Here is a 26,959-nt window from a genome sequence, read left to right on the forward strand (position 1 = left end):
GGATCACCTCCGGCCAAGCGTTATTCGCAGTCCGCCCTGGCGGCGCACACCTTCCGCCCCTGGGTCTCGTTCATGAAGTGCAGCGGGGAGATGAAGCCGTCCGTGTGCATCGAGTTCTGGCACCTGTCGTTCACGGCCGTGAACGTCGCCGGCTCCTCGTCGGGATCCGTCCTGCCGGCGTCGTACACCGAGTCTTTGCATTTCTGCTCATCGAACGAGCTCAGGGACTTGTCGTACCCGCACGGCGCGCCATCCGAGGTGCCGAACGTGCGGCAGAGCGCGTCGGAGAGGAGCACGTAGTGGAGATGCGTGTTCTCCTCCCCGCCCGTGAGGCCCAGAGTCGGGTGAGCTTTTTTGATTTCCTCCCACGACTCGATGGATCCGATCCGCTGCCCCATGGAGACCGTCTCGCCCTCCTTGATGAGGCCATCGCGGCTGAGGTGCCCGTAGAAGGAGCAGACCCGCCGCGCCGGGCCGCCGCTCGGGTCCTCGACGAAGTGCTCGATGCGGACGGTGGCGTGATAGCTCGAGCCGTTGTCCCCGGCGAAGAGGACGCGCCCTGGCGCCATCGCCTTCACCCCGGCGCCGACGGTCCGACCGCCGTTCACGACGACGTCCTGGCCGAGGTGGTGTCCGCCCCAGCAGGGGTCCTCGTAGCCGAGGATCTTCAGCAGGCGCGGGTTGTCGATGGGATCCGTGAAGCCCAGGGCAGGCGGGAGGTAGCACCGGTCGCTCGCGGCGTTCGACGGCGTGGTCACGCAGCCGAACTGGCAGTATTCCGAGCGGACGAACTCGTACGTCCTCCCGGCCGTCTCGCCCTCGGCGCACGGCGCGGACGTGGTCCCCCGGGGGCACATCGCCCGGCAGTGGTAGAGCATCCTCGGGTCCCCGTTCGCGCCGAGCGGACCGCTGTTGCTCCCGCAGTAGGCAGGATCCGGCGTGCCCGCGCTGTCGTTGCACTCGATCTCCGACGGATCGGACGTCGAGTTGTCGCAGCCGAGCCACTTCAGCCCGCGGTTGAAGGTGCCGGGGACCTCCCTGCAATACGGGGGCGTCCTGCCGTACGGGTCGGGTCCGCACTCGCCGCAATCGGTCCCGCAGGAGATCGGCTTGACCTCCCAGCCGCTCGGGCGCCCGAGCGTCCGGTCCGAGCACTCGTAGATCTGCTTGCCTGGACCGCACACCCGCAGGCCGCGGCGAGTATCGCGCTGCGGCACGAGCGTGCCCTGGTAGTCGTGGAGGCTGTCGCAGCCGATCACAGCGGAGCCCGGCGGAGGTTCGGGCGGCGTGCCGACCGGCTTGGCGTCGCTATCGCCGCACCGGTCGTAGTTCGCCATCGGGTCCTCCATCGCGTTGCATTCGCTGTTCGCGCACGCCTCTGCCGGCAGGAGCTCACCCATCTCGACCTCGCCGGCGAGCGCGGCATCGTAGTCTTCGCTGCTGATCCTGCAGTAGTAGAGCGTGCCGAAGCGCCCTGTATTGCCGTGCTGGCCGCAGACGCGGTACCACCATTCATTGGGGCGCTCATCGCCCCGGTATTTGTATTTCACCTCGGAGGGGCGCGGGCACCGCTCGTCGCAGCGGTCCCACTGCGGGATGTGCGGGGCGCCCTCGGTCGCCTGGCCCCAGATGTCCCCTTCGTGCCAGGGAGCGAGCTCCGTCATGCGCTTGCACGTCCCGTCGCCTCCCGCGCCTGCACACGCGGTGAACAGGACGGGCTCTCCGCCGGGTGTGGGGCACGCGTAGAGCGTGGCGGGATCGCCCTTGATCTCGCCGGTGGGCAGGCCATGGTGGTCGTAGAACCTCTGCCCGCCGCAGAAGGTCTGCCCTGGCTCGATCGGCCCGGGGAGGGGCTGGCCCGAGCCGTATCGCGTCGTGGACGCGAGGGGGCACCTCCCGAGATCCTCTTCTGCCGGGCCGAGCCGCTCGTCGGGATCGCAGGGCTGTCCGGCGTTGATCCATCCCTCTTTGCCGCAGACCCAGCGGCTCTCATTGCCGATGCCCAGCCCGCAGATCTCGTCCCCGCAGACGCTCGTGATGGCTTCCTTGCCTTGGCTGTCCTGGATTCCACGACAGGCGGTGCAGCTCGCCGGGCCTGCGCCCGAGCAGGACACGCCGAGGTCATGCCAGCCGTCGCTTCCGCACACGTACTTCGTCCGCTCGTTGCCGGCGCCGGAGGGGAGGCAGACGCGCGCCCCGCACTCGGCCTGGCCTCGTGGAAGAGGGCAGTCGCACGCCTCGCGCGGAGGCCTGCATTCGGCGTCTCCGGGGCTCGTGGCCGCGCAGGTGCCGTCACACACGCTCCACCACCGGGGGATCTGACCGCCGCCGAAGCAATGGTAGAGGCCAGCGGGGTGGCCGTTGATCACGCGCGCTCCGCAGAAGGTGAGCCCTTCCGGATCGTCGGAGGCGGGGTAATCGGGGTGGTCGGGGCAGGCGCGGTCGCTGCATCGGTCCTGCGCCTGGCTCTTCCACCCGTTCTTTGTGCAGGCATAGGAGATGAAGTCTCTCCCGCAGACCTGCATGTCGCAGAAGGTGTCGTCCGGATCGATGAGCTCGCCGGTCGAATAGGCTCCGTCCGGGCACCGGCAGCTGCGGTCCACGTCCTGCGGCGCGCGGGGCGGGGACGAGGGGACGAGCGGCGCTGCCTCTTCCCTGCAACCGGCCGCGAGGACGGTCGCCGTGGAGGCCATGACGAACGATGCGCCGAGGAGTTGGCGGAACCCGGCCATGAGCGGCTCCCTTGCGGCGAGGAGGGGTGAGACCAGGCGAGGCTGGTTGGAGGGGCGTGAGGCGCCGAGGCTCTCACGGACGGAGATTGCCGTCCAGAGGCACGAGGCTCATCTGCGGATCATGGAATGGATTCCGGCACGGTCCCCGCTTCCGCGCGTTGATGCGTGCACCTGCGCGCCTGGGCGCGTACCCTCGGCGCATGGCACGTCCGCACCTGCTCCCGTTCACCCTGGTGTCGATCGCTGCGCTCGCAGCCTGTGACCGCTCCGAGCCCGCGAGCGCGCCTGCGTCCGCGGGCGCCACCGCCACGGCCGCGCCGGCCCCGAGCGGCGCGTCCGCCGCGGCGCCGGCGGCGAGCTGCCCGACAGGGAAGTGGGAATACGACTATGCCGATATGTTCCTCGAGACGCTGGCGCGCAGCTCGTCGGGCGCGCGCGTCGTCAGCGAGCGCGGGAAGTACATCTGCACGTTCAACGGCAACGAGCGTGGCAGCTACGTGTGCGAGACGAGCGAGGGCGGCGTCGAGAACGTGTTCGAGGCGCCCACGGCGGGGACGGCCCTGAGGATCACGCTCAAGATGAACGGCCGCTCCAGCGCTGATTACGAGCCCGCGGGCCCTGGCCGCTGGAAGACGACGCGCGCCGACATGAGCGGACTGCGCGTCGAGACCAAGGCCACGCTCGGCGGCCGCGACATGCCGGTGCCCGCGACCAACGCCTTTTCAGGCATGGACCGCCCAGGGACCCTCTTCGAGTACCGCTGTGAAGGTGACGTGTTCAAGCTCAAGCCCATCGTCGAGGGCATGGCGACCGACTTCATCACCATGAAGCGGGTGCCTTGAGCGCTTGGCTGTCCGGGTGACGCTTGGATTGGCTGGCTGCGCCCCGGCTCCGGGAGGGGCCCCGGAGCCGCGCTCGCCTTGGCTTCAGATCGCCGACTTCACGAGGCGCAGCCGCTTCTCGGCCTGTCCCCGCTCGCTGAGCCGCAGCTCCGAGGCGGCGGGCGCGCGGCGCCGCACCGGCTGGTGCAGCCTGGCGCTCGCCAGGATGGCCTCGCACAGGTCGCCGAACTCGTAGCCTGCGGCCTCCGCGATCTTCGGCAGGAGGCTTGTCTGGGTCATGCCCGGCAGGGTGTTCACCTCGAGCACGTACTCGTTCTCTCCGCCGGTCACGAGCAGATCCACCCGCACCGCGCCCGTGCACCCGAGCGCCTGGGCCGCCCGCTCCGCCAGGTTCAGGACGCCGCGGTAGCGGGTCGGCGGGAGGCGCGCCGGCATGTGGTACTCGGTCATGCCCGGCGTGTACTTGGCCTCGTAGTCATAGAGCCCCTTCTTCGGGACGATCTCGATCGCGCCAAGGACCTTCCCGTCCAGGATCCCCACGTTGACCTCGGTCCCAGCCACGAACCGCTCCACGATGGCGGCGTCGTCGAACTCGAACGCCAGCGCGAGCGCCGACTTCAGCTCCTCGAGCGACCCGACCTTGGTCACGCCGAGGCTCGACCCCTCGCCGCGCGGCTTGACGATCACGGGGAACCCGAACGAGCCATGGACGGCATCGAGCTCCTCGAGGTCCTGATTCGCACCCACAGTGTAGTAGGGAGGCGTCGGCACGTTGTGCAGCCGGAACATCTCCTTGGCCTTCAGCTTGTCCATCGCAAGGGCGCTCCCGAGCACGCTCGACCCCGTGTACGGGATCTGGGCGAGCTCCAGGACGCCTTGCACGCACCCGTCCTCACCGAGACGTCCGTGCAGTGCCAGGAAGGCCGCGTCGAGCCGCGCGCGCTGCAGCGTCGCGCAGAGCTCCGCGCCGAACCTGTCCCCGAGCGTGATCCGCACGACATCGTACCCGCGGGCCTCGAGCGCCTCGGCGACGGCCGCGCCCGAGCGCAGGGACACGTCGCGCTCACCCGACGAGCCGCCCATCACGACGCCCACCCGCTTCCGGACTTGCCGTTCCACCATCGAAGAACCTCCGTCGCCTTCCCGTGCGGACACCAACACCACGTCAGCTCCTTCCAGTACAGTCCAGCTGCCGGAGAGGTGCTGCGCAAAAACCAAGCCAGCTGCTCCCAAGGCCAAAATTCGCGGCCTTGTCAGCGGAGGGCGCTATTCCTGAGCTGTGGTTGAGGAAAACCGCGCCCGCCCGCCGTGTTCACCTGCCCACGGCGTGCCGACCGCCAACCCGGTATCAAGGCCCGCGGCGGAGGTCAACTAAACGGAGCGATCGCGCCGTCGAGGGAGACGGGCGCGGCTGGGGCCATCTCGCGGCGTGTTCGGGAGTCTGCAGCCACGGCGGGGCGGCTCCGCGTGCGCTCTCCCCGCCGCGCGACGGCGCAGGCGCGTCGGGCGCTTCGCACCTGGCCAATCGATGGCGCGGAGCACCCGAGATCGGGCACGTGAGATCCTCTGAAAGGCGATCGCGCTCTCGCCTGCTCGCGGCGCCGGCGGCGACCGAGCGAGGCACTCGATTGCAGATGACCTGATAATTCTTCGCCCCTCCCCGCAAGTGGTTGCAAGCGCGAGTGACCGTCATTCCGGCGCGGGAGAGCGCTTTTCTGCTCCGGCGCCTTACACCCTTTGGTAGGCTCTCTCGGCCCATGCGGAGAACACTTGGCGCCCATGGGCCGGGTTCGATCCTGCGGAGTTCCCCGGCTCGGTTGCGGAGGACACCCTGCAGCGGCCTCGTCAAAAGACCCGTCGAGCGTGAGCTCTCGAGGTGCCAGGGTAGGGTTGCCCGCGTGCTCGTTTCCGACCTTGTCGCCACCTCCGAGCGTGTCGCCGCGCTCTCTCGCCGTGTCGAGAAGATCGGCGCGCTCGCCGCGCTCCTGCGCCGCCTCTCGCCCGCGGAGGTGCAGATCGGCGTCGACTGGCTCACCGGCCGGCTGCGCCAGGGGCGGCTCGGCCTCGGGCCTTCGGTGTTCGCCGAGGCCCGCCGGGCCTCTCCTTCCGTCGCCCAGCCTGCGCTCACCCTGGGGGACGCCGACGCGGTCTTCACGGAGATCGCGCGCACCTCGGGGCCGGGGGCCGGGGGGGAGCGCCGCGCGGCGCTGGCGGGGCTGTTCGCGCGCGCCACCGATCTCGAGCGGGACTTCTTCGCGCGGCTCCTCGCCGGCGAGCTCCGCCAGGAGAGGCTCGAGCCGGTCATGGTCGACGCGGTGGCGCGCGCGGCGCGGGTGCCGCCGGCCTCGCTGCGGCGCGCGGTGATGCTCGCCGGCGACGCGGCGGAGGTGGCCAAGGCCGCGCTCCTCGAGGGGGCGCTCGGCCTCCGGCGCTTCTCGCTGCAGCTGCTCCGCCCCGTGCAGCCGATGCTGGCGCAGTCGGCCGACGACGTGGCGACGGCGCTGAGCGAGCTCCGCGCGATGGCGCTGGAGTGGAAGCTCGACGGCGTGCGCGTGCAGGCGCACAAGGCCGGCGACGAGGTGCGCGTCTTCAGCCGCGGCCTCGGTCCGGTCACGAAGGCGGTCCCCGAGATTGTCGAGATCGTCCGGGCGCTCCCGGTCCGCTCGGTCGTGCTCGACGGCGAGGCGCTCACCTTTCGCCCCGACGGCGCGCCGCACCCGTTCCAGGTCACGATGCGCCGCTTCGGCCGCGCGCACGACGCGGCCGCGCTGCGCGCCGAGCTGCCGCTGCGCGCCCTGTTCTTCGACGTGCTGCACCTCGACGGCGAGGATCTGCTCGACCGGCCCGGCAGCGAGCGCATGGCCGCGCTCCGGCAGGTGCTCGACCGGTCGCTGCGCGTCCCGCGCATCGAGCTGCCGACGGCGGCCGAGGCCGAGGCGTTCTTCGCCGACGCGCTCGCCCGCGGCCATGAGGGCGTCATCGCCAAGTCGCTCGCCGCGCCCTACGAGGCGGGGCGGCGCCGCGGCTCGTGGCTCAAGGTGAAGCGGGCGCGCACCCTCGACCTGGTGGTGCTCGCGGCCGACTGGGGGACCGGCCGGCGCCGGGGGCTGCTCAGCAACCTGCACCTCGGGGCGCGCGATCCCGCGGCCGGGGGCTTCGTCCTGCTCGGCAAGACGTTCAAGGGCATGACCGACGAGGTGATCGCGTGGCAGACGCAGCGGCTGCTGGAGCTCGAGATCGGCCGCGACGCAGACACGGTGTACGTGCGGCCGGAGATCGTCGTCGAGGTCGCCTTCGACGGCGTGCAGGCGAGTCCGCGGTACCCCGGGGGGATCGCGCTGCGGTCTGTGCGGGTGAAGAGGTACCGGCCTGACAAGGCTGCAGAGGAGATCGGCACGATCGAGGAGGTGCGGGCGATCCATGCGGGTGCGCTCGCGCGCGAGGCGGCCGAGAAGGGGCAGGCGGAAGGTGGAGGAGAGGAGGCGGAGGGGGACGGATGACGCGCTGGACGGCGGCCGGCCGCCGGGCGGGGGTGCGCCATACCGGACGGCTTCGCATGTCGCGCGGGTGGCGCATCCCGGGGGTGGGATGCGTCACCTGGAGGACGGACAGTCCGTGATGACTTCCGCTCCCCGCGCCAGGAGCGCAGCGATGTTGCTCGCCTGAACGGCGCAGTCGATTGGGTTTCGTACCACGAGCACGGCCCTTCCTTCGCCGAAATCCGGGTTGGCGACGAGGGGCGTCAGGTCGGACACCAAGTTGCCGCTGAGACTGAGGAGGAGGGGGGATGAACCGCTCGCGAGCGGAGAGAGGTCGGAGATGCGGTTGATTCCGAGGTCTGCATACCTCAGGGCGGTCAGGGTCGACAGGGGCGAGATGTCCCTGATCCCGCTGGCTCTCGCCGTCAGTTCATAGAGCTCCCGGAGGCCTGACAGCGGCGCGAGCGTCGAAATGGGCGAATCGCTGAGATGGAGCCGACGGAGCCGGATCAGCGAGCCGAGCGGGCCGATGTCGCTGACCGAGGTGTGGGAGAGCCCCAGGTACGACAGGTTCGTCAGCGAGCCGAGGACAGTGACGTCCGAGATGGGGTTGTTGTCCAAGCTCAGCGTCTCCAGCCGGATGAGCGAGGACAGCGGCGCGGCGTTCTCGATCCGGTTGCTCGGCGCGACCAGGATGCGCAGTTCCGTGAGCGAGGACAGCGGCGCGAGATCTGCCACGTGATTGTTCACGATGCTCAGGCTCGTGAGGGAGCGGACGCACTCGATGCCGGCGAGGGATTCGATCCCGCGGGTGGTCGCGCGGAGGGCGTCGAGTGACGCGACGTCGGCCGGAAGGATCGGGCCCTCCGGCTTCGCCACGGCCTCGCGCACCACCGCCTCGAGCGCCGGGTCGGCGAACTCGAGGGGTCCAGCGCACGCCGCGGCGGCGCTACCGCCTGTTCCACCGCCTCCGGCGCCACCGATGCCGCTGCCACCACCTCCGGCGCCACCGCCGCCGCTACCACCGCTGCCTGGGCCGCCGCCGCTGCCACCGCCGCCGCTGCCGCCAGTGCCACCGCTACCTGTGCTGCCGACGCCGCCGCCGCCGGCCTGCGGATCCTCTCCGGGGTCCCTCCACCCGCCCACGCCGCCCCCTGATGTGGAGCCAGAGGGGTCCACCCCACCTGAGGCTCCGGTCGAAGCGACGACGCCCTCCGTCTCACGGCCCTTACCGCATCCGGCGAGGGTGATGGCAGGGACAAGGATCAGCAGAACAGAAGCGATGTTGCGCATGGCGTGACCTCCGCCGAACAGGCTAGGTCCCCGCCAGAGGACCGCTCCTTAATCCTTTCTTAAAGCGATTCGCATGCTCCCACCCGCGGCGCCATCGCCCTTGCTCTCCCATCCAGTCCGCACGCCCCCTCCCCCTACCGCCGCTCCCCCCCGCCCTCGTCCGTCTCCCCCCCGCGCGACTCGCCCCCTCCCCCCGCGGCCGGCTCCACCGCAACGTAGTGGACCGGCAGCGCCGGATCCAGCGAGTACCCGTCTGCGTCTCTCCGGAGCCACGGCTTCATCCCGAGCTTCCGCAGCTGGTTCATCGCCACGTAGATCCGGTTCGCCGCCGCGTCCGGCAAGATCCGCTCGCCGGGCCACCCCGCCTCCTTCAGCGCGGCCAGGGAGAGCCCTCGGCCGGGCGCAGACCGCTGCTGCTCGGCCAGCGCGTGAAGCAGGCGCCGCGCCGCGTGGCGCTCGCGCAGGTCGTGCCAGCCGCCGCCCGGCGGGCGGACGAAGCGTGCCCCCTCGGTCAGGAGGAGCTCACGCTCGCCCTCCGCCCGCGCCTCGGGCAGGCCGCCCAGCGCCGCCAGGCTGCGCTCCAGGATCCGGAGCAGCAGCCGCACGTCGTCGGATCGGCTCGCGCTCGACGGCGATCCCTCCCGGGCGCGCGCGATCCTGCGCCGCGCCGCGCCCGCGTGCGCCGCCGCCTCCTCCCCCCGCTCGGCGCGGCGCGCCGCCTGGGCGAGCGCGAGGTCGACGAAGCCGGACGCCACCCGCGCGAGCTCCACGTCGGGCTCGTCCCCGAGCTGCGCGAGCAGCCGCTCCGCGGGCTCGATCGCGCGCCGCGCCTCCTCCACCTCGCCGACCGACGCGAGCGCCGCACCGAGGCGGCAGAGGGCGATCCCCTCGGAGCGGCGGTCCCCGACCTCGCGGAGCAGCCCCACCGCGCGGCCGTGGCAGGCGCGCGCATCGGCGAGGCGCCCCTCCTCGTGGTGGAGCGCGCCGAGGTTGCCGAGCGTGATCGCGAGCAGCCGGAGATCACCCACCTCGCCGAGGATCGCGGCCGCGCGCTCGTAGCGCCGCCGCGCCTGCGCGGGCGCCCCGCGCTCCTGCTCGAGCAGGCCGGCGTTCGTCGAGAAGATGCCCTCCATCCGACCGTCGCCGATCTCCGCCGCGATCGCGATCGCCTGCTCGTAGTAGGCGGCGGCCTCGCCCTCGCGGCGCTCGTCGTGGTGGAGCGCGCCGAGGTTGCCGAGCACCCGCCCCTCGGCGCGGCGGTCGCCGAGGGCGCGGTGGAGCGCGAGCGCCTGCGCGTAGTGGTCGCGCGCCCGCTCCATGTCGCGCCGGCCGTGGTGGAGCACGCCGAGATCCGCGAGGATCCCCGAGAGGAGCGCCTCTGCGTCGAGCGCCGCCGCCTGCGCGCGGGCGCGCTCGAGGTCCTCGAGCGCGGCCTCCGCCTGCCCTCGGAGCCGCCGCGCGCGCCCCCGCGCCGCGAGCGCGCGGGCCACCACGCGCGGATCGGCCGCGAGCGCCTCGGCCGCCGCGAGCGCGCGGTCGAGCAGCTCGAGCTGCGCCCCGAACGGGCCGCGGGTGCTGAGCACGGGCTCGACGGCGCAGAGCGCCCGCAGCGCGCGCTCGGCCGCCGCCTCGGAGCCGGCGCGAGGGGCCGTCGCCAGGGGGAGCGCGCCCTCGGCGACGGCGAGCAGCTCCTCCAGATCGCCGGCGATGCGGTTGAGCGCGTCGAGCGCGCCGCGCCGCTCGAAGTCCGCGGCCGCCGCCTCGCCGGCGGCCAGGTAGAACGCCGCGTGCCGCTCGATCGCGGCCTCGCGCTCCCCGCGCTCGGCGAGCTTCTCGGCGGCGAGCTCTCGCACCACCTCGTAGAGCGCGAAGCGCGTCGCCCCGTCGCTCCTCGGGGGCGCCGCGCGGAGCAGCGACCTGTCGCGCAGCGCCTCGATCCGATCGATCGCGGCGGCGTCGGGCTCCGCGAGGACGGCGGCGGCCGCCGCGAGCGTGAACGGCCCGTGGAAGGCGGAGCAGCAGGCGAGCGCCCGTCGCTCGCGGTCGTCGAGGAGGTCCCACGACCACTCGATCGCGCTGCGCAGCGTCGCCTGCCGCGCCTCCCTGCCCCGCGCCGCGCCCGCGAGCAGATCGAGCCGGCTCCCGAGCCGCGCGAGCAGGCCGCGCACGCCGAGCACGCCCTCGCGCGCCGCGGCGAGCTCGATCGCGAGCGGGATGCCCTCGAGCCGCCGCACCAGCGCGGCGACGTCGGCGAGGTGCTCGCCGCCGGGCGGCGGCGGCGGCGCGGAAGCGCGGTGGGCCGCGGCGCGATCGAGGAAGAGCGCCACGGCCGCGCTGCGCTCGGTCGAGCCCTCCGCGGGGAGGCCGAGGGGCCCGAGCTCGTAGCTGATCTCCCCTGCGAGGCGGGTGCGCTCGCGCGACGTCGCGAGGAAGCGGAGCTCGGGCGCCGCGCGCACCCACGCGTCGAGGGCCGGCGCGGTCTGCTCGAGCACGTGCTCCAGGTTGTCGAGCACGAGCAGCGCCGGCCCCTCGGTCGCGAGGGCGCGGCCGATCCGCTCGACGAGCGTCGCTTCCCGGCGCCCTGCCGCGACCTGCGCCCCGATGGCGCGCGCGACCGCGCCGCAGACGGCGCGCAGGTCGCGGCAGGCGGTGAGCTCGCAGAGCCACACGGCCTCGCCGGCGTGCGCCTCGGCCCAGCGGCTCGCGAGCTCCAGGGCGAGGCGCGTCTTGCCCATGCCGGCCGGCCCCCAGAGGGTGACGAGCCGCTCGCCGCGCCGGAACAGCTCGGCGATCGCGACGAGCTCGCCCTCCCGGCCGATGAAGCGCGACGCGGGCAGGGCAAGGTGCCGCCTCCGCGGCCGAGCTGCGTCCGCCATGCACCGACCTTCGATCGGACGGGGGCTGGATTCAACGCCAGAGCGGGCGGACGGCGGGGCCGCGGCGGGACGGGCGCGGTGGGGCGGCGGCAGAGGCGCGGCGGGGCGGCGGGGATGCCGCGCGACGGCGGAGACAGGGCGGGACGGCCGAGATGCGGCGGGGGCTCAGGGTCGCACGAGCGGGGTCACGAGCAGCGTCTTCCGTGCGCCGCTGAGCTCGACCTGCACCTCGATCCCGCGCCGGTCGAGCACCGACAGCGGGCGGATCGGCGTCACCTGGGCATAGAGATCGCCGGCGCCGCACCAGGTGCCCTGGAGCGCTGGCGCTTCGGCGTCGTCGGGCGTGAAGACGACGGCACCGGTGCGGCAGCCGCCGTCGACCGCCGCGTAGAGGCCCTCGATGCGGTCGAGCGCCGCGGGGCGCGCGCGGAAGGCGAGCTCCACGCCCTCGGGCGTGCGCAGCCGGCCGGACTCGCCGCCCGGATCGGCGCTGGCCGTCCACCCGTCGCTCGCGAGCGAGAACGCGCCGCTCGGGTCCTCGGTTCCCTCGAACCACCGGGTCATTGTCGCGTAGCTGCTCACGCCGCCGCAGACGTAGAGCGTGACCGTGCCCTCGCCGCGCACGAGGGCGAGCACGGCGTCCGTGCCGTCGACCGTGCCGACCGAGATCTCGGGCGGCGGGGCCTCGGGGTCCGCAGCGCACGCCGCGCAGAGCACGGCGCCGAGCACCCCGGCGGCGCGCGCGAGCGCACGAGCGCTCTTCATGGAGAAAACGATCCCACCGGAGCGATGAAACCAGCGCATGGGGTCTTATTTTAGTCGAGCCCCGGGGCGGAGGGAGCGGCAGTTCCGTGCCAAAGGCAAATGGGCGCCCGCGAGCGCTGCGCCCCCCGTCCGGTGGAACATCGTGAGCGCTGCGCCCCCCGTCCGGTGGAACATCGTGAGCGCTACGCCCCCTCGTCCGGCGGAACATCGCCGGACAGCCCCTTTCGTCGCGCGGCGCGGACCGCCGCGAGCCAGTGCGCCTTGGCCGGGTCGCTTTCCCACGGCGGGGCTTCCCGGTAGAGCGAGTCCCAGAATTCCCACGCTGCCGCCTCGGCGGTCGCGAGCTCGCTCTCGCCTTCGGGCGCGTCCTCGACGGCATCCACGAGAGCACGCCATGGGTCCGCGTCGTAGCCTCTCAGGTTCGGCCACGGCCTTGCGGGCTCTCCGTCGAAGAGCCCATCGCTGCTCTGGAGATAGCCCTCGTACGCGCTCTGGGCCACGGCGTCTCGCCGGCGACGGTTGACCTCGTTCATGCAGGAGTGGCGGTAGCACTCGGCCCATTCGCGGTCCTCCTCCGGCACGTCGTCTCGCCAGGCGCTCGCATAGAGATCCTGCAGCTCCTGCAAGAGCACCGCCGACTCCTTGAGAACCGTCGTGTGACGCAATGCGTCGGCGAGGGCTCGGTTGCGCGCCGCGCTCGGTCCGGGGAGAGGACGTGCCCTAAACGTCCAGGACCGCGCAACATCCACCACCGGGCGGATGGGCCTCGTCATGGATCTCGGGAGCCCGCGGCGCCCGCGCCGAAACCCCCTCTGAAAGGCGCGGAGCGCCGAGGGCCGGTCCACCTCGGGGGCGTCGTCGACCGCCAGCGCCCGCCAGACGGACGTCCGGTGGAGGCGCGCTGTCGGATCGCCCGTCGCGCCCTCACCCTCACCCGCGACCGTCTGCCCGAAGTCGACGACGAAGGCAAAAAACGCGCTCTTGACGGCTTCGAGCACCATCGGCCACGGCGGAGCGGGCTCCTTGCCGAACCTGCCCGTGAGGCTCTCGGGAGAGCCCGCGTCCACCCTCGGGCGGATGGCCTCGGGCCGCGAATCGTCGACCCACCTCCCGAATTTCTCGCGATGCGCCTCGGCCCATGCGCGGTCCGCCTCGGGCAGGTCGTCGTGCCATGCTTCGGCGCACAGCCTGCCCAGGGTCTCGAGGTCCGCGTTCCGACCCCAAATCTCCTGGGGCGCAAATAGGCAACTCGCCGTACCCGCCTCGACCTCGATGCGCCGCATGAGGAACCACACGCGCGACGTTTTCAGCTTCATGGATGATCCCCTGGCTCACCGCCCGTCGGGTCGGTGGGTTGCTCGCCCGGAAGGTCCGTCGGCCGAGGTGGGCACCCCCAGCCTGGTCCCGCGCCAAGCGGGCAGAGGAGCGGGACGAGCTGAGGCAAAGCAAATCCCGGAGGCGGCGCCGGGAGCGAGATCAGCCAGTCGATCAGCTCATCGACTGTGATCGATCTGGGGTTCGTCAGGTCGGACGGTACCTTCTCCGGCTCGTAACGAGAATCCCAAACGAACCTGCACTCGACCTGCGTCACACCCGGCACCTGCTCCTCGTGCAGGATCTTGCGATTCATGTCCGAATTGCCCCGCCCTTGAAATTCGCCAGCACACATCGCGTAGGTCACGGGGATATCTCCTCCTTCAAGGAGACACTGGATCAAGTCCGCAACGGTGTACGTCGGCTCCTGGTCGTTCCAGCCGCTCCAGATGCCGCCGGCCTTCAACCGGCACTGGAGCTTGCCCACCTGATCGCGTTTGTCCTTGTAGGTCAGCAGCCACCTCAGCGCATTGGTATTCAATTTCGTCTGCCGCAATTCCGATAGCGTATCGGCCGGTAGCGATGCAATCTGTCGTCTGAGCTCGTCGCGATCGTCGGGGTCCACGATCGAGCAGCCAAGGGCGATCACGGCGACCGCAGCGGCCGCCACAGCCTTCAGGAACAGCTTCATGCGCGCAGGATTCCATGGACAGGCGGTGAGCATCAAGCCATCCGCGCGCCGCGCCTTCCCGATACGTACCTGTGGGCGCCGCTGTTCCTGAGCGAGCTCACACGGGCGCGAGAGGACCACGCTACACCCCCGTGCCAGAGTGGCGCCACCGCCCCAAACCCGACGCTTACGCCTGGGACGATATCACCAGAGACCGGAGCGATAAAAAATGCCCATGGGGTCATATTTTAGTCGAGACCCGGGGCGATGGATCCGGAGTTCCGCGGTGGACGGCCCCGAGTTCGTGCTCTCTCAACCTGGGTCGAGCGGCGCGAGCGTTCGCCGAGCCGCGCTCGAAAGAACGGCGCAAATCTGCGCTGCTGGTGAAGGGCGGGGCGGGCGGGCTTCCTCGACCCGGCGATGTTGGGCCGACTGTTCGGCACCGTCACTGCACTTCTTCAAACGCGAGACCCCGGCCAGTGGCGGCGCGTGGGCGCCGGTCAGCGTCCTCCAGGTGGTCCGTCGCGGCTTGACCAGCGGCGGCGACCGCTGGTAAGGTCGGCCACCGTCTGCGGGTACGTGGATCGGTGAATCAGGGAGGGGAAACCGATGAATCATCGGCGCGGCGTTCTGCTCGTCGTGTTTGCCGGCGGCTGCTCCATCGTGGATCCCAGCGATCGCGACGAGCTGAGACACCAGCTCGCGTCAATGCCACTCCAAGAAATATCGAGGCTCAAGAGGCTAGGCATGAACGCCGCGGCCCTCGACTGGCTTCAGGGCAGGCCACCCGGAGATCAAATGGGCAAACTCCAGTGCCGCTACCAAGCTGGCGGTCAGTGGACCGAGTGCGCCGACCAGGAGCCGTCCTATATTGTCGCAGACATGCGCGTCTGTCTCATCGAGGAACCTTTCTTGGTGACCTACCTGATGTGCAAGGACGAATGGGAAGCGCTGCAGCGTCAAATCAGAAAAAACTGATCTCATGAACAGCCTGCCGATCCCAGGCGGAGCGACCGTCGAGTGCCGGTTCGTATGGGACTTCCGCTACGAGCCGGACAAGGTACCGGCCGAGCTCACGGACCCCGACGCGGTCGACATGGACGACATCATCAATACCCTGATCGCGCTACCCGCACCGCCTCCTGGATGGGCCTTTCCTCGGCTCGTCCCTCTCCTCTGCCCGCTCGGCGCGGGGCCAGGCTGGGGATGCCCGCCCACGCCCACGGACCCGACCGGCGGACAGCCCACGGACCCGACGGGAGGACAGCCGGGAGATCGGCCATGAGGTGGCTGGCGAAGCACCCTGGAATGCTCGCAGTGCAGGAGGCAGGCTACGGATACGGCCTGTTCACGACCAAGAGCCCCGATCTCTGGAAATGGCACCTCGAGAATCTCGGCCAGCTGTGCGCAGAGGCGTGGGACGATGGCCTGCCCGAGGAAGACCACGCATGGGCGGAGCCGTATCGCAAGAAATTCAGCAGATGGATTGACGTTCCTGGACACGCTGACATCGGCCACAAGGCGAATGCAGCGGATCTCCAGAACCGCCATGGCCGCTTCGGCGGAGAGCCCGCGCCACCCTGGCCCATGCTGCTGGAGGCCGTCAAAAGCGCTTGTTTTGCGATGATCGAGACCGCCAAACAGATGCGCCCCGGCGCGAGCGAGCGTGCGGCGGAGGATCCCATGTCGCGCCTCCACAGGACCTATTTCTGGCGAACGCTGACGTCCGACCATACGGCCGCGGAGATCCGAGCCGATGCGCTCCGCGCCTTTCGGAGGGGATTTCGGATCGGCCGCCGTGGAAGACCGAGGACGCTGAGAAGGCCGATCCACCCGATGCTGGAGCCTCCCGCGATCTGGGATATTGCGGCGCCCGCGCTTCCCGGTCCGAGCGCCGCGCGCGAGCGGGCCATCAGGGCGCTGCCAGTTCCGGACGATCCGAAGGAGCTTGCGGCACGCGAGCAGGAGCTGCGAGCGCTGTATGCGATCGCATGGCGAGATGACGTGCCGGAGGAGGACCGCCTCTGGGCAGCGTTGTACCGTGAAACGTGCATGCTGTGGGTGAATCAATGCCGGAGAAATGCCCTGGCGCAGAGCGCCTATGAAGGCTATCTCCAGAGCAGCGATGGACGCTTAGGCAGCGGGCCTACTGGACCGTGGCGTAGCGTGGACGCCTTCGCCAAGGAACCCTGGTATTCTCTCGTGGACCGTGTCGAGGACGCGCCCGAGGGCGAGACCGAGCCGGCGACGGCCGAGGCAGCAGTATGGGAATACTGGGATGCGCTCTACCGGGACGCCCCGCTGTGGGACAGCGACCCCAACCGGGCGCACTGGCTGGCGGCGGTCCGCGCCGCTCGAAGGAAGGCGCAGGCCGACGATGGTCCGCCGGCGATGGGCAGATAGCGCGCGGACGGGGTCGTGCGCCGGGCTCGTCGCGCTGTCGCTCCTGCCCGCGGTCGCGCGGGCGGAAGAGAGCGCGCCGCCGCGCTGGGAGATCGACGTCAAGGCGACCTACGTCGTGCTGGGGTCGCGTGCCACGCGCGCGACGGGCGGCATCATGCCATCGGTCACCGGCTTGCGCCGATGGCCCGTCCGCAACGCCGTGGACATCGGCATCGGCGCCGACGTGGGCCTCTTCGGTCTGGGCGGCGACGCGCGCTGGCTCGGCGTGCTGACCGGCCCCACGGCGGCCGTCCGGGGCAGGCCGTTCCGTGCGCCGGTGTCCTTCGAGCTCGCGGCGCGGCTCGACTTCGGGCGCATCCCTGTGTGCAACGCATGGGGGTTGTGCCTGCGTTATCTTGGATTCTTCCCGGCCATGGAGGCCGGCGCGGCCTATCTATCGACGCAGCATGTGGCGATCGTGGCGACGTGCGGTGTCCGCTTCATCCGCACGCTCGCGTGGTCGGGTGTCAGCGTGGAGCCCGCAGCGGCGGGCCGAATCTTCTGGTAGGTATGACCTTGACGGGCGTAGAGCCCACCGATCCCACGTGCGGTCGACCCGGAGATTGCTCATGAACCCTTCGCTGGGGGAGACGAAGCCCTTCGTGACTCGCATCGTGCGCGAGGCGGCGCTCGGACACGCGCTGTTCTCGACCAAGGATCCCGAACAATGGAGGTCGCGCTCCGAGGATCTGGGCAAGCTGTGCGCCGAAGTGTGGTACGACGATCTGCCGGAGAGGGACCGCGCATGGGCGGCGGTGCACCGCGAGACCTTCAGGAAGTGGGTCGACGATCACGGACCGAACGGCATAGAGCCGGGAGCCAGCGAAAGCGCTCTCCGGGGCAGCCAGGGGCACATTCCCCGGACGTTCACCCCGCCGTGGCCGATGCTGCTCGCCGGAGTCGAGAGCGCGTTCCTCACCTTCGTCAATGGGTTCGACGAGACGCCTGCCAGCGGCGGTGAACAGGCCCCGGCCGAGGCAGCCTCGCGCCTTCAGCGTACCTGCCTCTGGCGAAACCTTTCTTCCGACGACACGGCCGAGCAGCACCGGCCCGGGATGCTCCGCGCCTTCCAGCGGGGTTTTCGGCTCGCTCTCCGCGGCGCCCCGAGCTCGATGAAGAGGCCCATCCCTCCGATGCTGGAACCGCCGTGGTACTGGGGCGCCGGGCTGCCGGAGTACCCCGGACCGAGCGCCGCGCGCGAGCGAGCCCTCCGCGCCGCGCGCGACCACGCCCTCCAGGCTCCGCCAGTACCCGACGATCGACAGGGCGCACTGGCTCGCCGCGGTCCGCGCCGCTCGAGCCAAGGCGCAGGCCGACGACAGTCCGCCCGAGAGGGCGCGATAGCCCCGGAAGAACCCGTCCGCCTAATCGGCCCCGCTGCAGTCCGAGACGTGGAATACCGCCGTCTCCAGGCGCGCCTTTACACCGTCGAAGAGCCGGATCAGGTCGCACGGCCCCGCCGATACGTCGGCCTCGTACGGGTCATCTTGCAGACCCTCGATGATGATCTCGCAAGCCCCCTGGTACAGTTCTCCGTCGATCTTCGCAGATGTGTGAGGCGAGCCGGGCTCGTCCATCACGTCGAAGAAGGAAAGCGACGCGCCATCCTTCGCGACCGCCACGCTCAGCTCACCTTGATCGCGCACGATGCACCACCCTGAAACATCGTCGCTTGCATCCACGGCCCTCGTGCCGTCGTCGCCGGTGTCGATCACCAGCGCTTCGCCACCCCGCGAGACGGTGACCTTCCCCGCAACTTCGGGATCGGGGATGCACCCGCTGATCGAGGCGCTGACGACACCCCAGAACAGGAGCCGGCAAGCACGCCTGAGGACACCAGCGCCCCCGTCGCTCATGTCGTGCATCCGTCGTAGCTTTGAGCGGTCACCGTCGGCGGCGTCCCTCTGGGGGTGCAGCACATCTCGTGTTCTTCTCCATCCTCTTCAACATACGTTGCTCTGTCCTCGTATCCCTCCCAGCAGACATCGTCCACCAGGCTGGGGATCACACAGAGCGTATAGCCCTCTGGAATATCGCTTCGAACAACGCCGGCACAAGCACGTGTGAACGTCGGCGACTCCGACGCGGTAGAGGTATCTTTCTGCCATCCGTCCCATAGGACATCCGTATCTTCCGCGCAGTCGTGCGCCTCGTTCTGCGCACCCTTCCAGAGCCACACGGCTGGGTATCCCTCGCGGGGACCTCGGCCGGGGCAGTCGCGATCTGGGGCGCAACCTACCCCAGCGCTCACGGCGATGAACAGAAGAACACATCGCATCGACAGAAGCCCTCCTAATACAACGCAGGACCACAGCTGAAATCGCCGTCCTCGCAGTACGGCCGGCGCCGTTCGGCCTTCACCGTCGCGCCTGCTCGCAGCGAGAGCGCAACACGCGGGCGGCCATGCGCTTCCGTCGGGGCGGCCCTCGCCGAACCTTCCGGCGACGGTAAACGCTGCTGCTCGCGCAGCGGCGATACCAGCACCGTCTCCAGCTTCTCCGCGCGGAGCGCCATCGTAGTCGGGCGCGCAAGCCAGAGAGCGCCTGCGCATAGCGCGACCGTCGCACCAAGCGAAACGGCGACGCGGCTCGCAAGCTTCCGGGGCGGCGTACCGCCAGGGCCGCTCCCGACCATCATGAGCTCTCGCCCAGGCTCTCGGCCGAGGGAGAGCGGCGGCAGGACGGGCTCCTTCGATGCGGGCGCCGTCGGCGATGGCACGTCGAGCGGAGGGACCTGCAACAGCAGAAGCTCATCCTCATTCGATGGCGCCGCCAACGGCCTGCTCTCGGACGGCCGGGAGCCCGACGCGTCTGTAACCGGCCCTGGCACACACGGACTCTCCAGATGGGAGCTGCGTAAGGTCGACGGCGCCACGCCGGTGACGGGGGCGCGCTCATCGCTCCGGCTCGGTGCCCGGTCCAGCATGGGCCATGCATCCGCGAGGCCCTCGAGCACCGTGATGAAGTGGTCGACGTTCCTGTACCTACGGCGCGGCTCCTCTTCCAAAGCCATCTCGATGGCGGCAGCCACGGCACGCGGAATGTCGATGGGGATCGCAGGCTTATCCCGTTGTGCCCCCAACACACCTGAGTGGCCGACGTCGAGCGGACGACGACAGACGAGCTCGTACAGCAGGGTCCCAAGGCCGTAGACGTCAGCCCGGGGCCCCACCCGGTCGCCGCGAAGAAGCTCAGGAGGCGCCACGAGCGGCTCCAGCGCGGCCTCATGCGGCTCGATCCGGAACAGCCGGACGAGGCCGAACTGGCTGATGCTGTAATCCCGATTCGACGTGATGAACACGCGGTCTGGACCAAACGCCCCATGGCACCAGCCCAGCGCGTGACACCGCTGGATCGCCAGGGCAATCTCGATCACCATGTGCAGCGCGGTGGATCCGAGATCGGCACCGCGCGTGGCATCTCTGATGCTGATCCCATGACTTCGCTTGCACGCGACCCAGGCAGAGACGCCGCCCGCATCTCCGTAGAGCACAGGCTCGACCTGCGGGACAGCTCGTCCGACTTCCTGCAAGCGCTGGAGCTCCGAAGCGAAGGCAGTCCGGTCGAGCGTCTGGCCCTCGCGCAGGTGCAGCCAGACGGCGGCGCCCTCACCGCCTACCTGTTGGGCGAGGAACGTGCGGACCATGCCGTTGTGAACCTCGCTGAGGATCCGGTGCCCTTCCCAGACGGTACCAGGCTCTACCACGAGAACCGCACCTCCGCGCCGCCCGCGCTTGCGCGGACCTGAGGGCCGCTCGGCAGCACCGCGATCGCCAGCGTCGCGGCCCCGAGCACGCTACCAGCGACGAGGGCTGCCGTGCTGAGGTGCTCCTCTACATCGATAGCGCGCATCGCGCTTCGCGTCTCGCTGTTCTCCTCCCACTCGAGCCTGCACATCTCGGCCCTCAGAGCGCTGTTCTCGGTCGATGCCACGATGTGCAGCACGATCCCAGACACCAGGAGCGCGCCAGACGTAGCGGAGCCGGTATAAAGAAGCCACGGCGCTGGGGGACCTGCTGGTCGTGCGAGCGCGCCCGCCGGCGTCGCCTTCAACGGAGCGACCGAGCGCACGCTCGCCGGTTCGGCGCTCAGAAGGACGACGCGCGACTCTCTCGCGGTGACGTGCACCGTGGAGCGTACCTTGCGGCCATCCGGCAACATCGCCATGACCTCATGCTGCCCAGGCGCCACGTAGATCTGACCGCTCTCGTCCACGAGGCGCCCGTCCACGATCACGGGCGCCGCCCCGGCGGGCGCGAACACGTGGAGCTGCGCCACCTCGAGCCGCGCCGCCGCCAGGTCCGCATGCCGCGTGTCGTGGAGCCGCCGCTCCCTGGGCGTGGCCGGCGGGCGCATCTCCTGCACACACTGCGTGAGCTCCATCACGGCGTCCACCCAGCGCCTGAGTCGGCGGTCGAGCTGCCCGAGCTGGCAAATCCCCACCGTGGAACGCTCGATATCGTAGATCTGCGCCCACAGGTCGCGAGCGCGCGCGATGTCGAGCCGGTCCAGGGCGCCCTCTGCCTCCTTGATCATGGCTATCACGCGCGGCGACCGTGGCGGCGGCTGCGCGGCGAACGCTGGCTCGAGCGCGAGGAGGAACATCGCGACGGCCGCCACGTGCGACCAACAGATGACCAGCGCAGAACGCAGCAAAGCGCACCTCGGCCCTACCAAGGGGACCGATGCCGCGCCGGCCCAATCCGGCGCGGTACCGCCTTTCAGCTCAGCCTCGGCCTCGGCCGGAGCGGCGTCCATCCCTCGGGCAGACATGCCCTAACACAGCTCTGCCTGCGCTTTGAATCCCCCACAGGCCGAAATTGCCCTCACGAACGCATTGCAGATCGCGCCCCAAAATTCTCACCAAACCGCCCTTCTGGAGGGTCGGGTAGTGCGCTCATTCAAACATCAAGGCGGGAAGGCCGGAGGAAAACCCGAATAATCTTCCCGCCGGTCTTCGTGTGGCCCCTGTCGGGGCAAGTGACAGCACCACCCAGGTGCGGGGCACGAGACGAACGTGGGCGGCGAGGTACTCGCAGCACCGCACCGGCGTCGTGATAAGATGCCGCATGAGCACCACGGCCCGCAAGCACGAGCCGGCGCCTGCCACCGAGGCCGACCTGCTGGGCTTGCCCGAGCAGGGGCGGGGGTTCGAGCTGGTCGACGGCGAGCTGGTCGAGAAACAGGCCGGTTTCCGCCACGGTCGCGCCCAGTTCAATCTGGCGGGCCTGCTCTCGCCGTACCGCCGCGGAGGCGGCGGCGCTGGCTCCGGGGGCTGGTGGTTCCTGACCGAGCAGCTCGTCGGCTTCTCGCCCAGCCAGATTCTCCGCCCCGACTTGGCCGGCTGGCACAGGGAGCGGCTGTCCGAGCCGCCGGAGGACGACGATGCGGTGGTGCGGGTGCGGCCCGATTGGGTCTGCGAGATCATCTCGCCTCGCCATGCCGCCCACGATCGGATCCGCAAGAAGCGAATCTATCACGCGCACCAGGTGCCTTATTACTGGCTCATCGATCCGCGTGATGAGAGCCTGACAGTGCTGCAATGGACTGCCCGGGGGTATCTGGAGATCCTGGTCGCCCAGCGCGGGGAGCGCGTGCACGCGGAGCCTTTTCCCGAGCTGGATCTGCAGGTAGGGGTGCTCTTCGGCGACGACGAGGCGGCCCCGCCGGCCGCAGGCGGCGGGTAATGCTGGCGTCGCGACTCGACAGCAGCTCGCGCGGGGTTGGAGACGGGCCGATGCTGCCCGTGCAGAGCTGGAATCCGTACAGCTTCGTCCTCAACAACGCGCTCAACACCATGGATCCGAGCGGCATGCCACCCGGCAACGCTCGCCCGCAGTCCGCTTGCGCTCCTCGCTCCCAGCTCATCCCCGGCCCCTCCCCGGCCTCCCTCGGCCGTGCGCACAGGAGCGCGATCGCGGGGGCGCCCCGGCGCCGTGAAACCGCCGCTCAGCCGAACCGGTAGTGCTTTCGCACCGGCGAGCGCACCTCCCAGGTGCAGCTCAGCCCCGCGGGGAACGTCACCAGATCCCCCGCCTGGATCCGCACCGGCGCGCCGCCTCCCTCCGCGGGCGTCACGATCACGTCGCCCTCGAGCAGGTAGCAGATCTCCCGCTCGTCGTAGTGCCACGAGAAGGTCGACACCTCCTTCGTCCAGATGGGCCAGCCGCGCGCCCCGAGCTTCGCCAGCTGCTCCTCCGACGGACCGTGCTCCAGCTTGATCGACTCCATGGCTCCTCGTCCTCGCTCGGCGCGCCGCCGGGCCCGCCCCCGCGGCGCCCTCCGCGATCGTCGGGGCGGATGCTACCAGCTCGGCTCGTCGCCGCGGCACAGCTCGCGCACCTCGCGCGCGATCGCCTCCATGCGCCCGAGGCTCGCGAGCAGCGCCTCCGCGCCCTCGCCGGGCGCGGCGAGCGCCGCCTCCACCCTGTCGGCGAAGCCGTGGGGGCACCGCGAGAGCGCCCGCGTCCTCGGCAGGGCTCCCTTCTCGTTCGAGAGGTAGCGCTCGTTCAGCGCGAACAGCGCCTGCACCAGGCAGGCCGCGGCGCGGAACAGGCAGCCGCTCACGTAGAACACGTCGCCGCGCCGCCCGGCCTTCTTCGCGGTGTCGATGGCGAAGCCGGCCTCCCACAGGAACCTCTCGAGGAGCGCCCTCCGCAGGGCCGGCGGATAGGGCGTCACGAGCGCCTTCAGCGGGGCCAGCGCGCCCTCCGGATCGAAGAGCGGCCGGCAGTCGTGGATATCGGCCAGGTAGTTGGCGCTGAGGAAGCCGTGCGGGTGCCCGGGCTGGTAGTCGCACGTCACCTGCCCCGCGCGGCACTCCCCGATCACGCGCCGCACGCGCGCGAGATCCCGGTAGAGCCAGTCGACCCGGTGCCCCTCGATCTCCAGCCACGCGCCGCCGTTGATCCAGGGCCCCCAGGCGCCGGGCGGCGTGACGACGTCCTCGGCGGCGCTCGCGTGGAGCTCCCGCGCGAGCGGCGCCACGTCATCCTCGGCCCCACCCGCGCAGAGCTCCCGCGCGAGCGCGCGCAGCGCCGCGAGGTCGGGCGGGCTCTCGGGCTCGTAATAGATGCCCAGATCGACGTCCGAGTCCGGGTGGCCCGCGCCGCGAGCGCGCGATCCGCCCAGCACGACCGCCACCACGCCCGGGATCGCGCCGAGCCGAGCGGCCACGCGCGCCGCCACGTCCACTGCCTCGTCCATGCGCCTCCTGTCGATCCTCACTGCGACGCGGCGACCGTACCATCGAGGCGCCCGCGCGGTCCCACCCCGCGCGCTGCGCCCTCGGCGCCCCGCCCGCTGTGCCTGCGGCCGCCGTTCTGCTACACGGCAACCCGTGCCCGACCTCATCGTCCACCCGGCGGAGCGGCCGCTCATCGGGAGCGTGCCGGTCCCTGCGGACAAGAGCATCGCCCACCGAGCGCTCCTCCTCGCCGCGCTCGCCACCGGGCAGAGCCGCATCCGGGGCGGGACGCTCGGCGGCGACGTCCTCTCGACCGTCGGCGCGCTGCGCGCCCTCGGCGTCCGCGTCGAGGAGCCGTCGCCGGGCGACCTCGTCGTCCACGGCGCCGGGCTCTCCGGCCTCCGCGCCCCCGACGGCCCCATCGACTGCGGCAACTCCGGCACCACGATGCGCCTCCTCGCGGGCATCCTCGTCGCCCAGCGCTTCGCCGCGCGGCTCGTCGGCGACCCGTCGCTCTCGCGCCGCCCCATGGAGCGCGTCGCGAAGCCGCTCCGGCTCCGCGGCGGGCACATCGAGGGGCAGCTCGATCCGCGCAAGATCGGCGAGATCACGGCGCCGCTCGACGTCGGGCCGCTCCCCGAGCCGCACGTGCTCTCGTCGATCGAGCACGAGATCCCCGTCCCGTGCGACCAGGTGAAGAGCGCCCTCCTCCTCTCCGGCCTCTACGCCGACGGCCCCACGTTCGTGCGCGAGCCGATCGTCTCGCGCGATCACACCGAGCGCATGCTCACCGCGCTCGGCGTCCCGATCGACTCGGTCGGCCCGATGGTCTGCCTCGACGCGGCCCGCTTCTCCGGCGCGCTCCCGGCGTTCGAGCTCGACGTGCCCGGCGACCTCTCCGCGGCCGCGTTCCTCGTCGCCGCCGCCCAGATCGTGCCGGGGAGCCGCGTGACCGCGCGGCGCGTGGGCCTCAACCCGACGCGCACCGGGCTGCTCGAGGTGCTGCGCGACATGGATGGCGGCGTCGCCGTCGAGATCAAGGGAGAGGCCCTCGGCGAGCCCACCGGCGACGTCCACGTCGCGCCCGCCTCCTCCGGCGCCGGCCTCCGCGCCGGGCGCGCGGGCGGCGAGCTCGCGTCGCGCGCCATCGACGAGCTGCCGATCCTGCTCGGCCTCGGCGCGCGGGCGCGCGGCCTCACCGAGGTGTTCGACGCGCGGGAGCTGCGCGCGCAGGAGACCGATCGCATCGCGGCGATGGCGTCCGTGCTCGGCGCCTTCGGCCTGCGCTGCGAGGAGCGCACCGACGGGCTCCTCGTCGAGGGCAGGCCCGACCGGCCGCTCGACGCGGCCGACGTCGACAGCCGCGGCGATCACCGCATCGCGATGACGGCCGCCGTGCTCGGGCTCGCCGCCGGCGGGCCCACGCGCGTCCGCGACGCGGGCTGCATCGCGACCAGCTTTCCCCTCTTCGTCGGGACGCTGCGCGCCCTGGGCGCGCGCATCGAGGTCGAGGGCGCCCGCGCCGCGTGAGCGCGCGATCGGTGAGCGAGAGAGGAGGAGGAGCGCAGGTGACCGAACGACAACGACAGGGCGACGCGCACCACCTCCCGGCCCGGGGCGAGCCCCGGCGGCTGCGCGTCGCGATCGACGGACCGGCCGGCGCCGGCAAGGGCACGGTCGCGCGTGGGCTCGCCGAGCGGCTCGGCTACCTGCTCGTCGACACCGGCGCGATCTACCGCGCCGTCGCGCTCGCCGCCCGCCGCGCGAGCCTCACGTGGGAAGAGGAGGGCGAGATCGGCGCGCTCGCCGAGGATCTCGCGCGCGGCGGGCGCATCGCGCTGGAGCGGAGCCCGCACGGCGTGCCGCCCGACTCCTCCGCCCCCCCGCCCGCGAACGCCCCGGCCCAGTCGAGCCTCGGGGGCAGCGGCATGCGCGTGCTGCTCGACGGCGAGGACGTCTCCAGCGCGATCCGCGCGCCCGAGATCAGCCTCGGCGCGAGCCGGGTCTCGGCCATCCCCGCCGTGCGCCAGGCGCTGCTCGCGATGCAGCGGCAGGCCGGCGCGGGCGGCGGCGTGGTGCTCGAGGGGCGCGACATCGGCACCGTGGTGTTCCCGGACGCCGAGGTGAAGTTCTTCCTGACGGCGCCGGCCGAGATCCGCGCGAAGCGGCGGTACGACGAGCTCGTCGCGCGCGGCATGCCCGTCAGCTTCGAGGCGACGCTCTCCGACGTGCTCCGCCGCGACAAGGCCGACAGCGAGCGCGCCGTCGCGCCGCTCCGCAAGGCCGACGACGCGATCCTCGTCGACTCCGGGCACAGGAGCCCGCAGGAGATCATCGACGAGATGGCGACCCTCGTGGAGCTCCGTGCGCGCGGCGGCTGAGGTCCGCGCCGCCGCCGTCGCTGCCGCCGCCCTGATGGCGCTCGGGCTCCCGGCCTGCGGGGACGCGGGCGGCGGCCCCCCCGCGCGCGACGCGGCGAGCCCGGCCGGCCCGCGCGTCGTCCGGCGCATCGAGCCGGCCGATCTGCTCCCGGCCGATCTCGATCTCGTCGTTCGCGTCGACGTCGCCCGCATGCGCGACGGCCTGGGCCAGGCGGCCTCGGACGAGCTCGCCCGGCGAGCGCTCGACGAGGTCCCCGACGAGGCGCTCGAGAGCGCCCTCCAGCGCGCCGACGTCGTCTGGCTCGGCCTGCGGCTCGCCGATCTCGAGGAGGGCGATCGCGTGGTCGTCCTCGAGGGCCGGATGGCCGGGCTCACGCCCGATCCCGGCCGCTGGGAGCCGGCGCCGGCGGCGCAGGACGGCGTCGCCGTCTTCGACCGCCGCGGCGGCGTCGCGGGATCGCGCGCCGACACGGCGCGGATCATCGCGCTCGGCGATCGCGCGGTCGCGCTCGTGTCGGCGGTCGAGGTGAGCAGCGTCGCGCGCCTCCTCCGCGACGGCCCAGACGCGCGCCGGGGCGACCCGGCCGCCGAGGGGCTCGTGAGCCTCGATCTGCGCGCGCGCCGGCTCCCCCCCTATGTCGCGCGGCGCTTCCCGTCGATCGGCGCGCTGGTCGCGGGCGTCGCGCGCGTCCGCGCCGTGGCGTCCCTCCACGACGAAGGGGTGCGCCTCGACGTGGAGCTCGTCGGCGTCGACGCGGCCGGCGCGGAGCGCGCCCGCCGGTTCCTCGAGGTGTTCCGCGACAACGTCGAGGATGCACGTTACGCAGATCTGATGAAGGAGCTCTCGATCGAGCAGGTGGAGAGCACCGTGCGGCTCCGCTGGCTCTTCCCTGCGCCCCTCGTGCTCGCCCTGCTGTCCGGGCGCTCCCCGGGCTAGTGCCTCGGGTCAGAGATCCTGTCAGGGGTCGGTGTCGCGAGGG

Annotated in this window: 22 protein-coding genes; 10 read left to right on the top strand and 12 right to left on the bottom strand. The window is 71.5% G+C overall.

What is annotated here, in order from left to right; translation table 11 throughout:
• Positions 1-20: 20 nt before the first annotated feature.
• A complete protein-coding gene (locus WMF45_RS37535) occupies positions 21-2,732 on the bottom strand; it encodes a M23 family metallopeptidase (RefSeq protein WP_437710640.1) in 2,712 nt (903 codons plus the stop codon).
• A 200-nt stretch (positions 2,733-2,932) separates the two neighbouring features.
• Between WMF45_RS37535 and WMF45_RS37540 the strand changes: the two genes are divergently transcribed.
• A complete protein-coding gene (locus WMF45_RS37540) occupies positions 2,933-3,574 on the top strand; it encodes a hypothetical protein (RefSeq protein ID WP_437710642.1) in 642 nt (213 codons plus the stop codon).
• 84 nt (positions 3,575-3,658) lie between these two features.
• On the opposite strand, the gene WMF45_RS37545 is transcribed toward WMF45_RS37540, so the two are convergent.
• Positions 3,659-4,696, bottom strand: coding sequence for a D-alanine--D-alanine ligase (locus WMF45_RS37545; RefSeq protein WP_437710644.1), 1,038 nt, complete (start codon positions 4,694-4,696; stop codon positions 3,659-3,661).
• Between the two features lie 776 nt (positions 4,697-5,472).
• On the opposite strand from WMF45_RS37545, the gene WMF45_RS37550 reads away from it, so the two are divergent.
• Positions 5,473-7,074 carry an ATP-dependent DNA ligase gene (locus WMF45_RS37550; protein ID WP_437710646.1) on the top strand — a complete coding sequence of 534 codons (1,602 nt, stop codon included), beginning with the start codon at positions 5,473-5,475 and terminating at the stop codon, positions 7,072-7,074.
• Positions 7,075-7,167: 93 nt separating this feature from the next.
• Here the strand turns inward: WMF45_RS37550 and WMF45_RS37555 are convergent, their stop codons facing one another.
• From WMF45_RS37555 to WMF45_RS37575, 5 genes are all read right to left on the bottom strand, one after another.
• Positions 7,168-8,346 carry a leucine-rich repeat domain-containing protein gene (locus WMF45_RS37555; RefSeq protein ID WP_437710648.1) on the bottom strand — a complete coding sequence of 393 codons (1,179 nt, stop codon included), beginning with the start codon at positions 8,344-8,346 and terminating at the stop codon, positions 7,168-7,170.
• A 134-nt stretch (positions 8,347-8,480) separates the two neighbouring features.
• Positions 8,481-11,222: an ATP-binding protein gene (locus tag WMF45_RS37560; protein ID WP_437710650.1), complete on the bottom strand. Its 2,742-nt coding sequence runs from the start codon at positions 11,220-11,222 to the stop codon at positions 8,481-8,483.
• A 165-nt stretch (positions 11,223-11,387) separates the two neighbouring features.
• Complete coding sequence (locus tag WMF45_RS37565; protein ID WP_437710652.1) at positions 11,388-11,987, bottom strand: hypothetical protein; 600 nt, start codon at positions 11,985-11,987, stop codon at positions 11,388-11,390.
• 182 nt (positions 11,988-12,169) lie between these two features.
• A complete protein-coding gene (locus WMF45_RS37570) occupies positions 12,170-13,303 on the bottom strand; it encodes a hypothetical protein (protein ID WP_437710654.1) in 1,134 nt (377 codons plus the stop codon).
• The gene (locus WMF45_RS37575; protein WP_437710656.1) at positions 13,300-13,992 is read right to left on the bottom strand and encodes a hypothetical protein; all 693 of its coding nucleotides are present in this window, start codon (positions 13,990-13,992) and stop codon (positions 13,300-13,302) included. The genes WMF45_RS37570 and WMF45_RS37575 overlap by 4 nt, the downstream gene beginning before the upstream one ends.
• A gap of 588 nt (positions 13,993-14,580) precedes the next feature.
• Between WMF45_RS37575 and WMF45_RS37580 the strand changes: the two genes are divergently transcribed.
• From WMF45_RS37580 to WMF45_RS37595, 4 genes are read left to right on the top strand one after another with little or no spacing between them, the layout of a single operon-like run.
• Complete coding sequence (locus WMF45_RS37580) at positions 14,581-14,949, top strand: hypothetical protein (protein ID WP_437710658.1); 369 nt, start codon at positions 14,581-14,583, stop codon at positions 14,947-14,949.
• Between the two features lie 4 nt (positions 14,950-14,953).
• Complete coding sequence (locus WMF45_RS37585) at positions 14,954-15,256, top strand: hypothetical protein (protein ID WP_437710659.1); 303 nt, start codon at positions 14,954-14,956, stop codon at positions 15,254-15,256.
• Positions 15,257-15,279: 23 nt separating this feature from the next.
• On the top strand, positions 15,280-16,374 hold the full coding sequence (locus WMF45_RS37590; protein WP_437710661.1) for a hypothetical protein: 1,095 nt from the start codon (positions 15,280-15,282) through the stop codon (positions 16,372-16,374).
• Positions 16,349-16,921, top strand: coding sequence for a hypothetical protein (locus WMF45_RS37595; protein ID WP_437710663.1), 573 nt, complete (start codon positions 16,349-16,351; stop codon positions 16,919-16,921). Before WMF45_RS37590 ends, WMF45_RS37595 begins: the two co-directional genes overlap by 26 nt.
• An 856-nt stretch (positions 16,922-17,777) precedes the next feature.
• Here WMF45_RS37595 and WMF45_RS37600 read toward each other — a convergent pair.
• The 3 genes from WMF45_RS37600 to WMF45_RS37610 all read right to left on the bottom strand — a co-directional run bounded on the left by WMF45_RS37600 (position 17,778) and on the right by WMF45_RS37610 (position 21,068).
• Positions 17,778-18,332, bottom strand: coding sequence for a hypothetical protein (locus WMF45_RS37600; protein ID WP_437710665.1), 555 nt, complete (start codon positions 18,330-18,332; stop codon positions 17,778-17,780).
• Between the two features lie 373 nt (positions 18,333-18,705).
• Positions 18,706-20,058: a protein kinase domain-containing protein gene (locus tag WMF45_RS37605; RefSeq protein WP_437710667.1), complete on the bottom strand. Its 1,353-nt coding sequence runs from the start codon at positions 20,056-20,058 to the stop codon at positions 18,706-18,708.
• Between the two features lie 53 nt (positions 20,059-20,111).
• Complete coding sequence (locus WMF45_RS37610) at positions 20,112-21,068, bottom strand: hypothetical protein (RefSeq protein WP_437710669.1); 957 nt, start codon at positions 21,066-21,068, stop codon at positions 20,112-20,114.
• Between the two features lie 413 nt (positions 21,069-21,481).
• Here WMF45_RS37610 and WMF45_RS37615 point away from each other — a divergent pair, with 413 nt between their 5' ends.
• A complete protein-coding gene (locus tag WMF45_RS37615) occupies positions 21,482-22,099 on the top strand; it encodes a Uma2 family endonuclease (RefSeq protein WP_437710671.1) in 618 nt (205 codons plus the stop codon).
• Between the two features lie 262 nt (positions 22,100-22,361).
• Here the strand turns inward: WMF45_RS37615 and WMF45_RS37620 are convergent, their stop codons facing one another.
• Both WMF45_RS37620 and WMF45_RS37625 read right to left on the bottom strand, forming a co-directional pair.
• On the bottom strand, positions 22,362-22,643 hold the full coding sequence (locus WMF45_RS37620) for a cupin domain-containing protein (protein WP_012239482.1): 282 nt from the start codon (positions 22,641-22,643) through the stop codon (positions 22,362-22,364).
• 72 nt (positions 22,644-22,715) lie between these two features.
• Complete coding sequence (locus WMF45_RS37625) at positions 22,716-23,618, bottom strand: nucleotidyltransferase domain-containing protein (protein WP_437710673.1); 903 nt, start codon at positions 23,616-23,618, stop codon at positions 22,716-22,718.
• A gap of 133 nt (positions 23,619-23,751) precedes the next feature.
• Here WMF45_RS37625 and aroA point away from each other — a divergent pair, with 133 nt between their 5' ends.
• From aroA to WMF45_RS37640, 3 genes are read left to right on the top strand one after another with little or no spacing between them, the layout of a single operon-like run.
• On the top strand, positions 23,752-25,128 hold the full coding sequence (gene aroA, locus WMF45_RS37630; RefSeq protein ID WP_437710675.1) for a 3-phosphoshikimate 1-carboxyvinyltransferase: 1,377 nt from the start codon (positions 23,752-23,754) through the stop codon (positions 25,126-25,128).
• A gap of 38 nt (positions 25,129-25,166) precedes the next feature.
• Positions 25,167-25,979 (top strand): (d)CMP kinase, encoded by an 813-nt coding sequence (gene cmk / locus WMF45_RS37635; protein WP_437710677.1) that lies wholly within the window; start codon positions 25,167-25,169, stop codon positions 25,977-25,979.
• Entirely contained in the window at positions 25,963-26,916 is a 954-nt protein-coding gene (locus WMF45_RS37640; RefSeq protein WP_437710679.1) for a hypothetical protein, read from the top strand. The genes cmk and WMF45_RS37640 overlap by 17 nt, the downstream gene beginning before the upstream one ends.
• Positions 26,917-26,959 lie beyond the last annotated feature (43 nt).

Origin of the sequence: Sorangium sp. So ce448 (genome assembly GCF_051520915.1) — a bacterium.
Lineage (GTDB): Bacteria > Myxococcota_A > Polyangia > Polyangiales > Polyangiaceae > Sorangium > Sorangium cellulosum_B.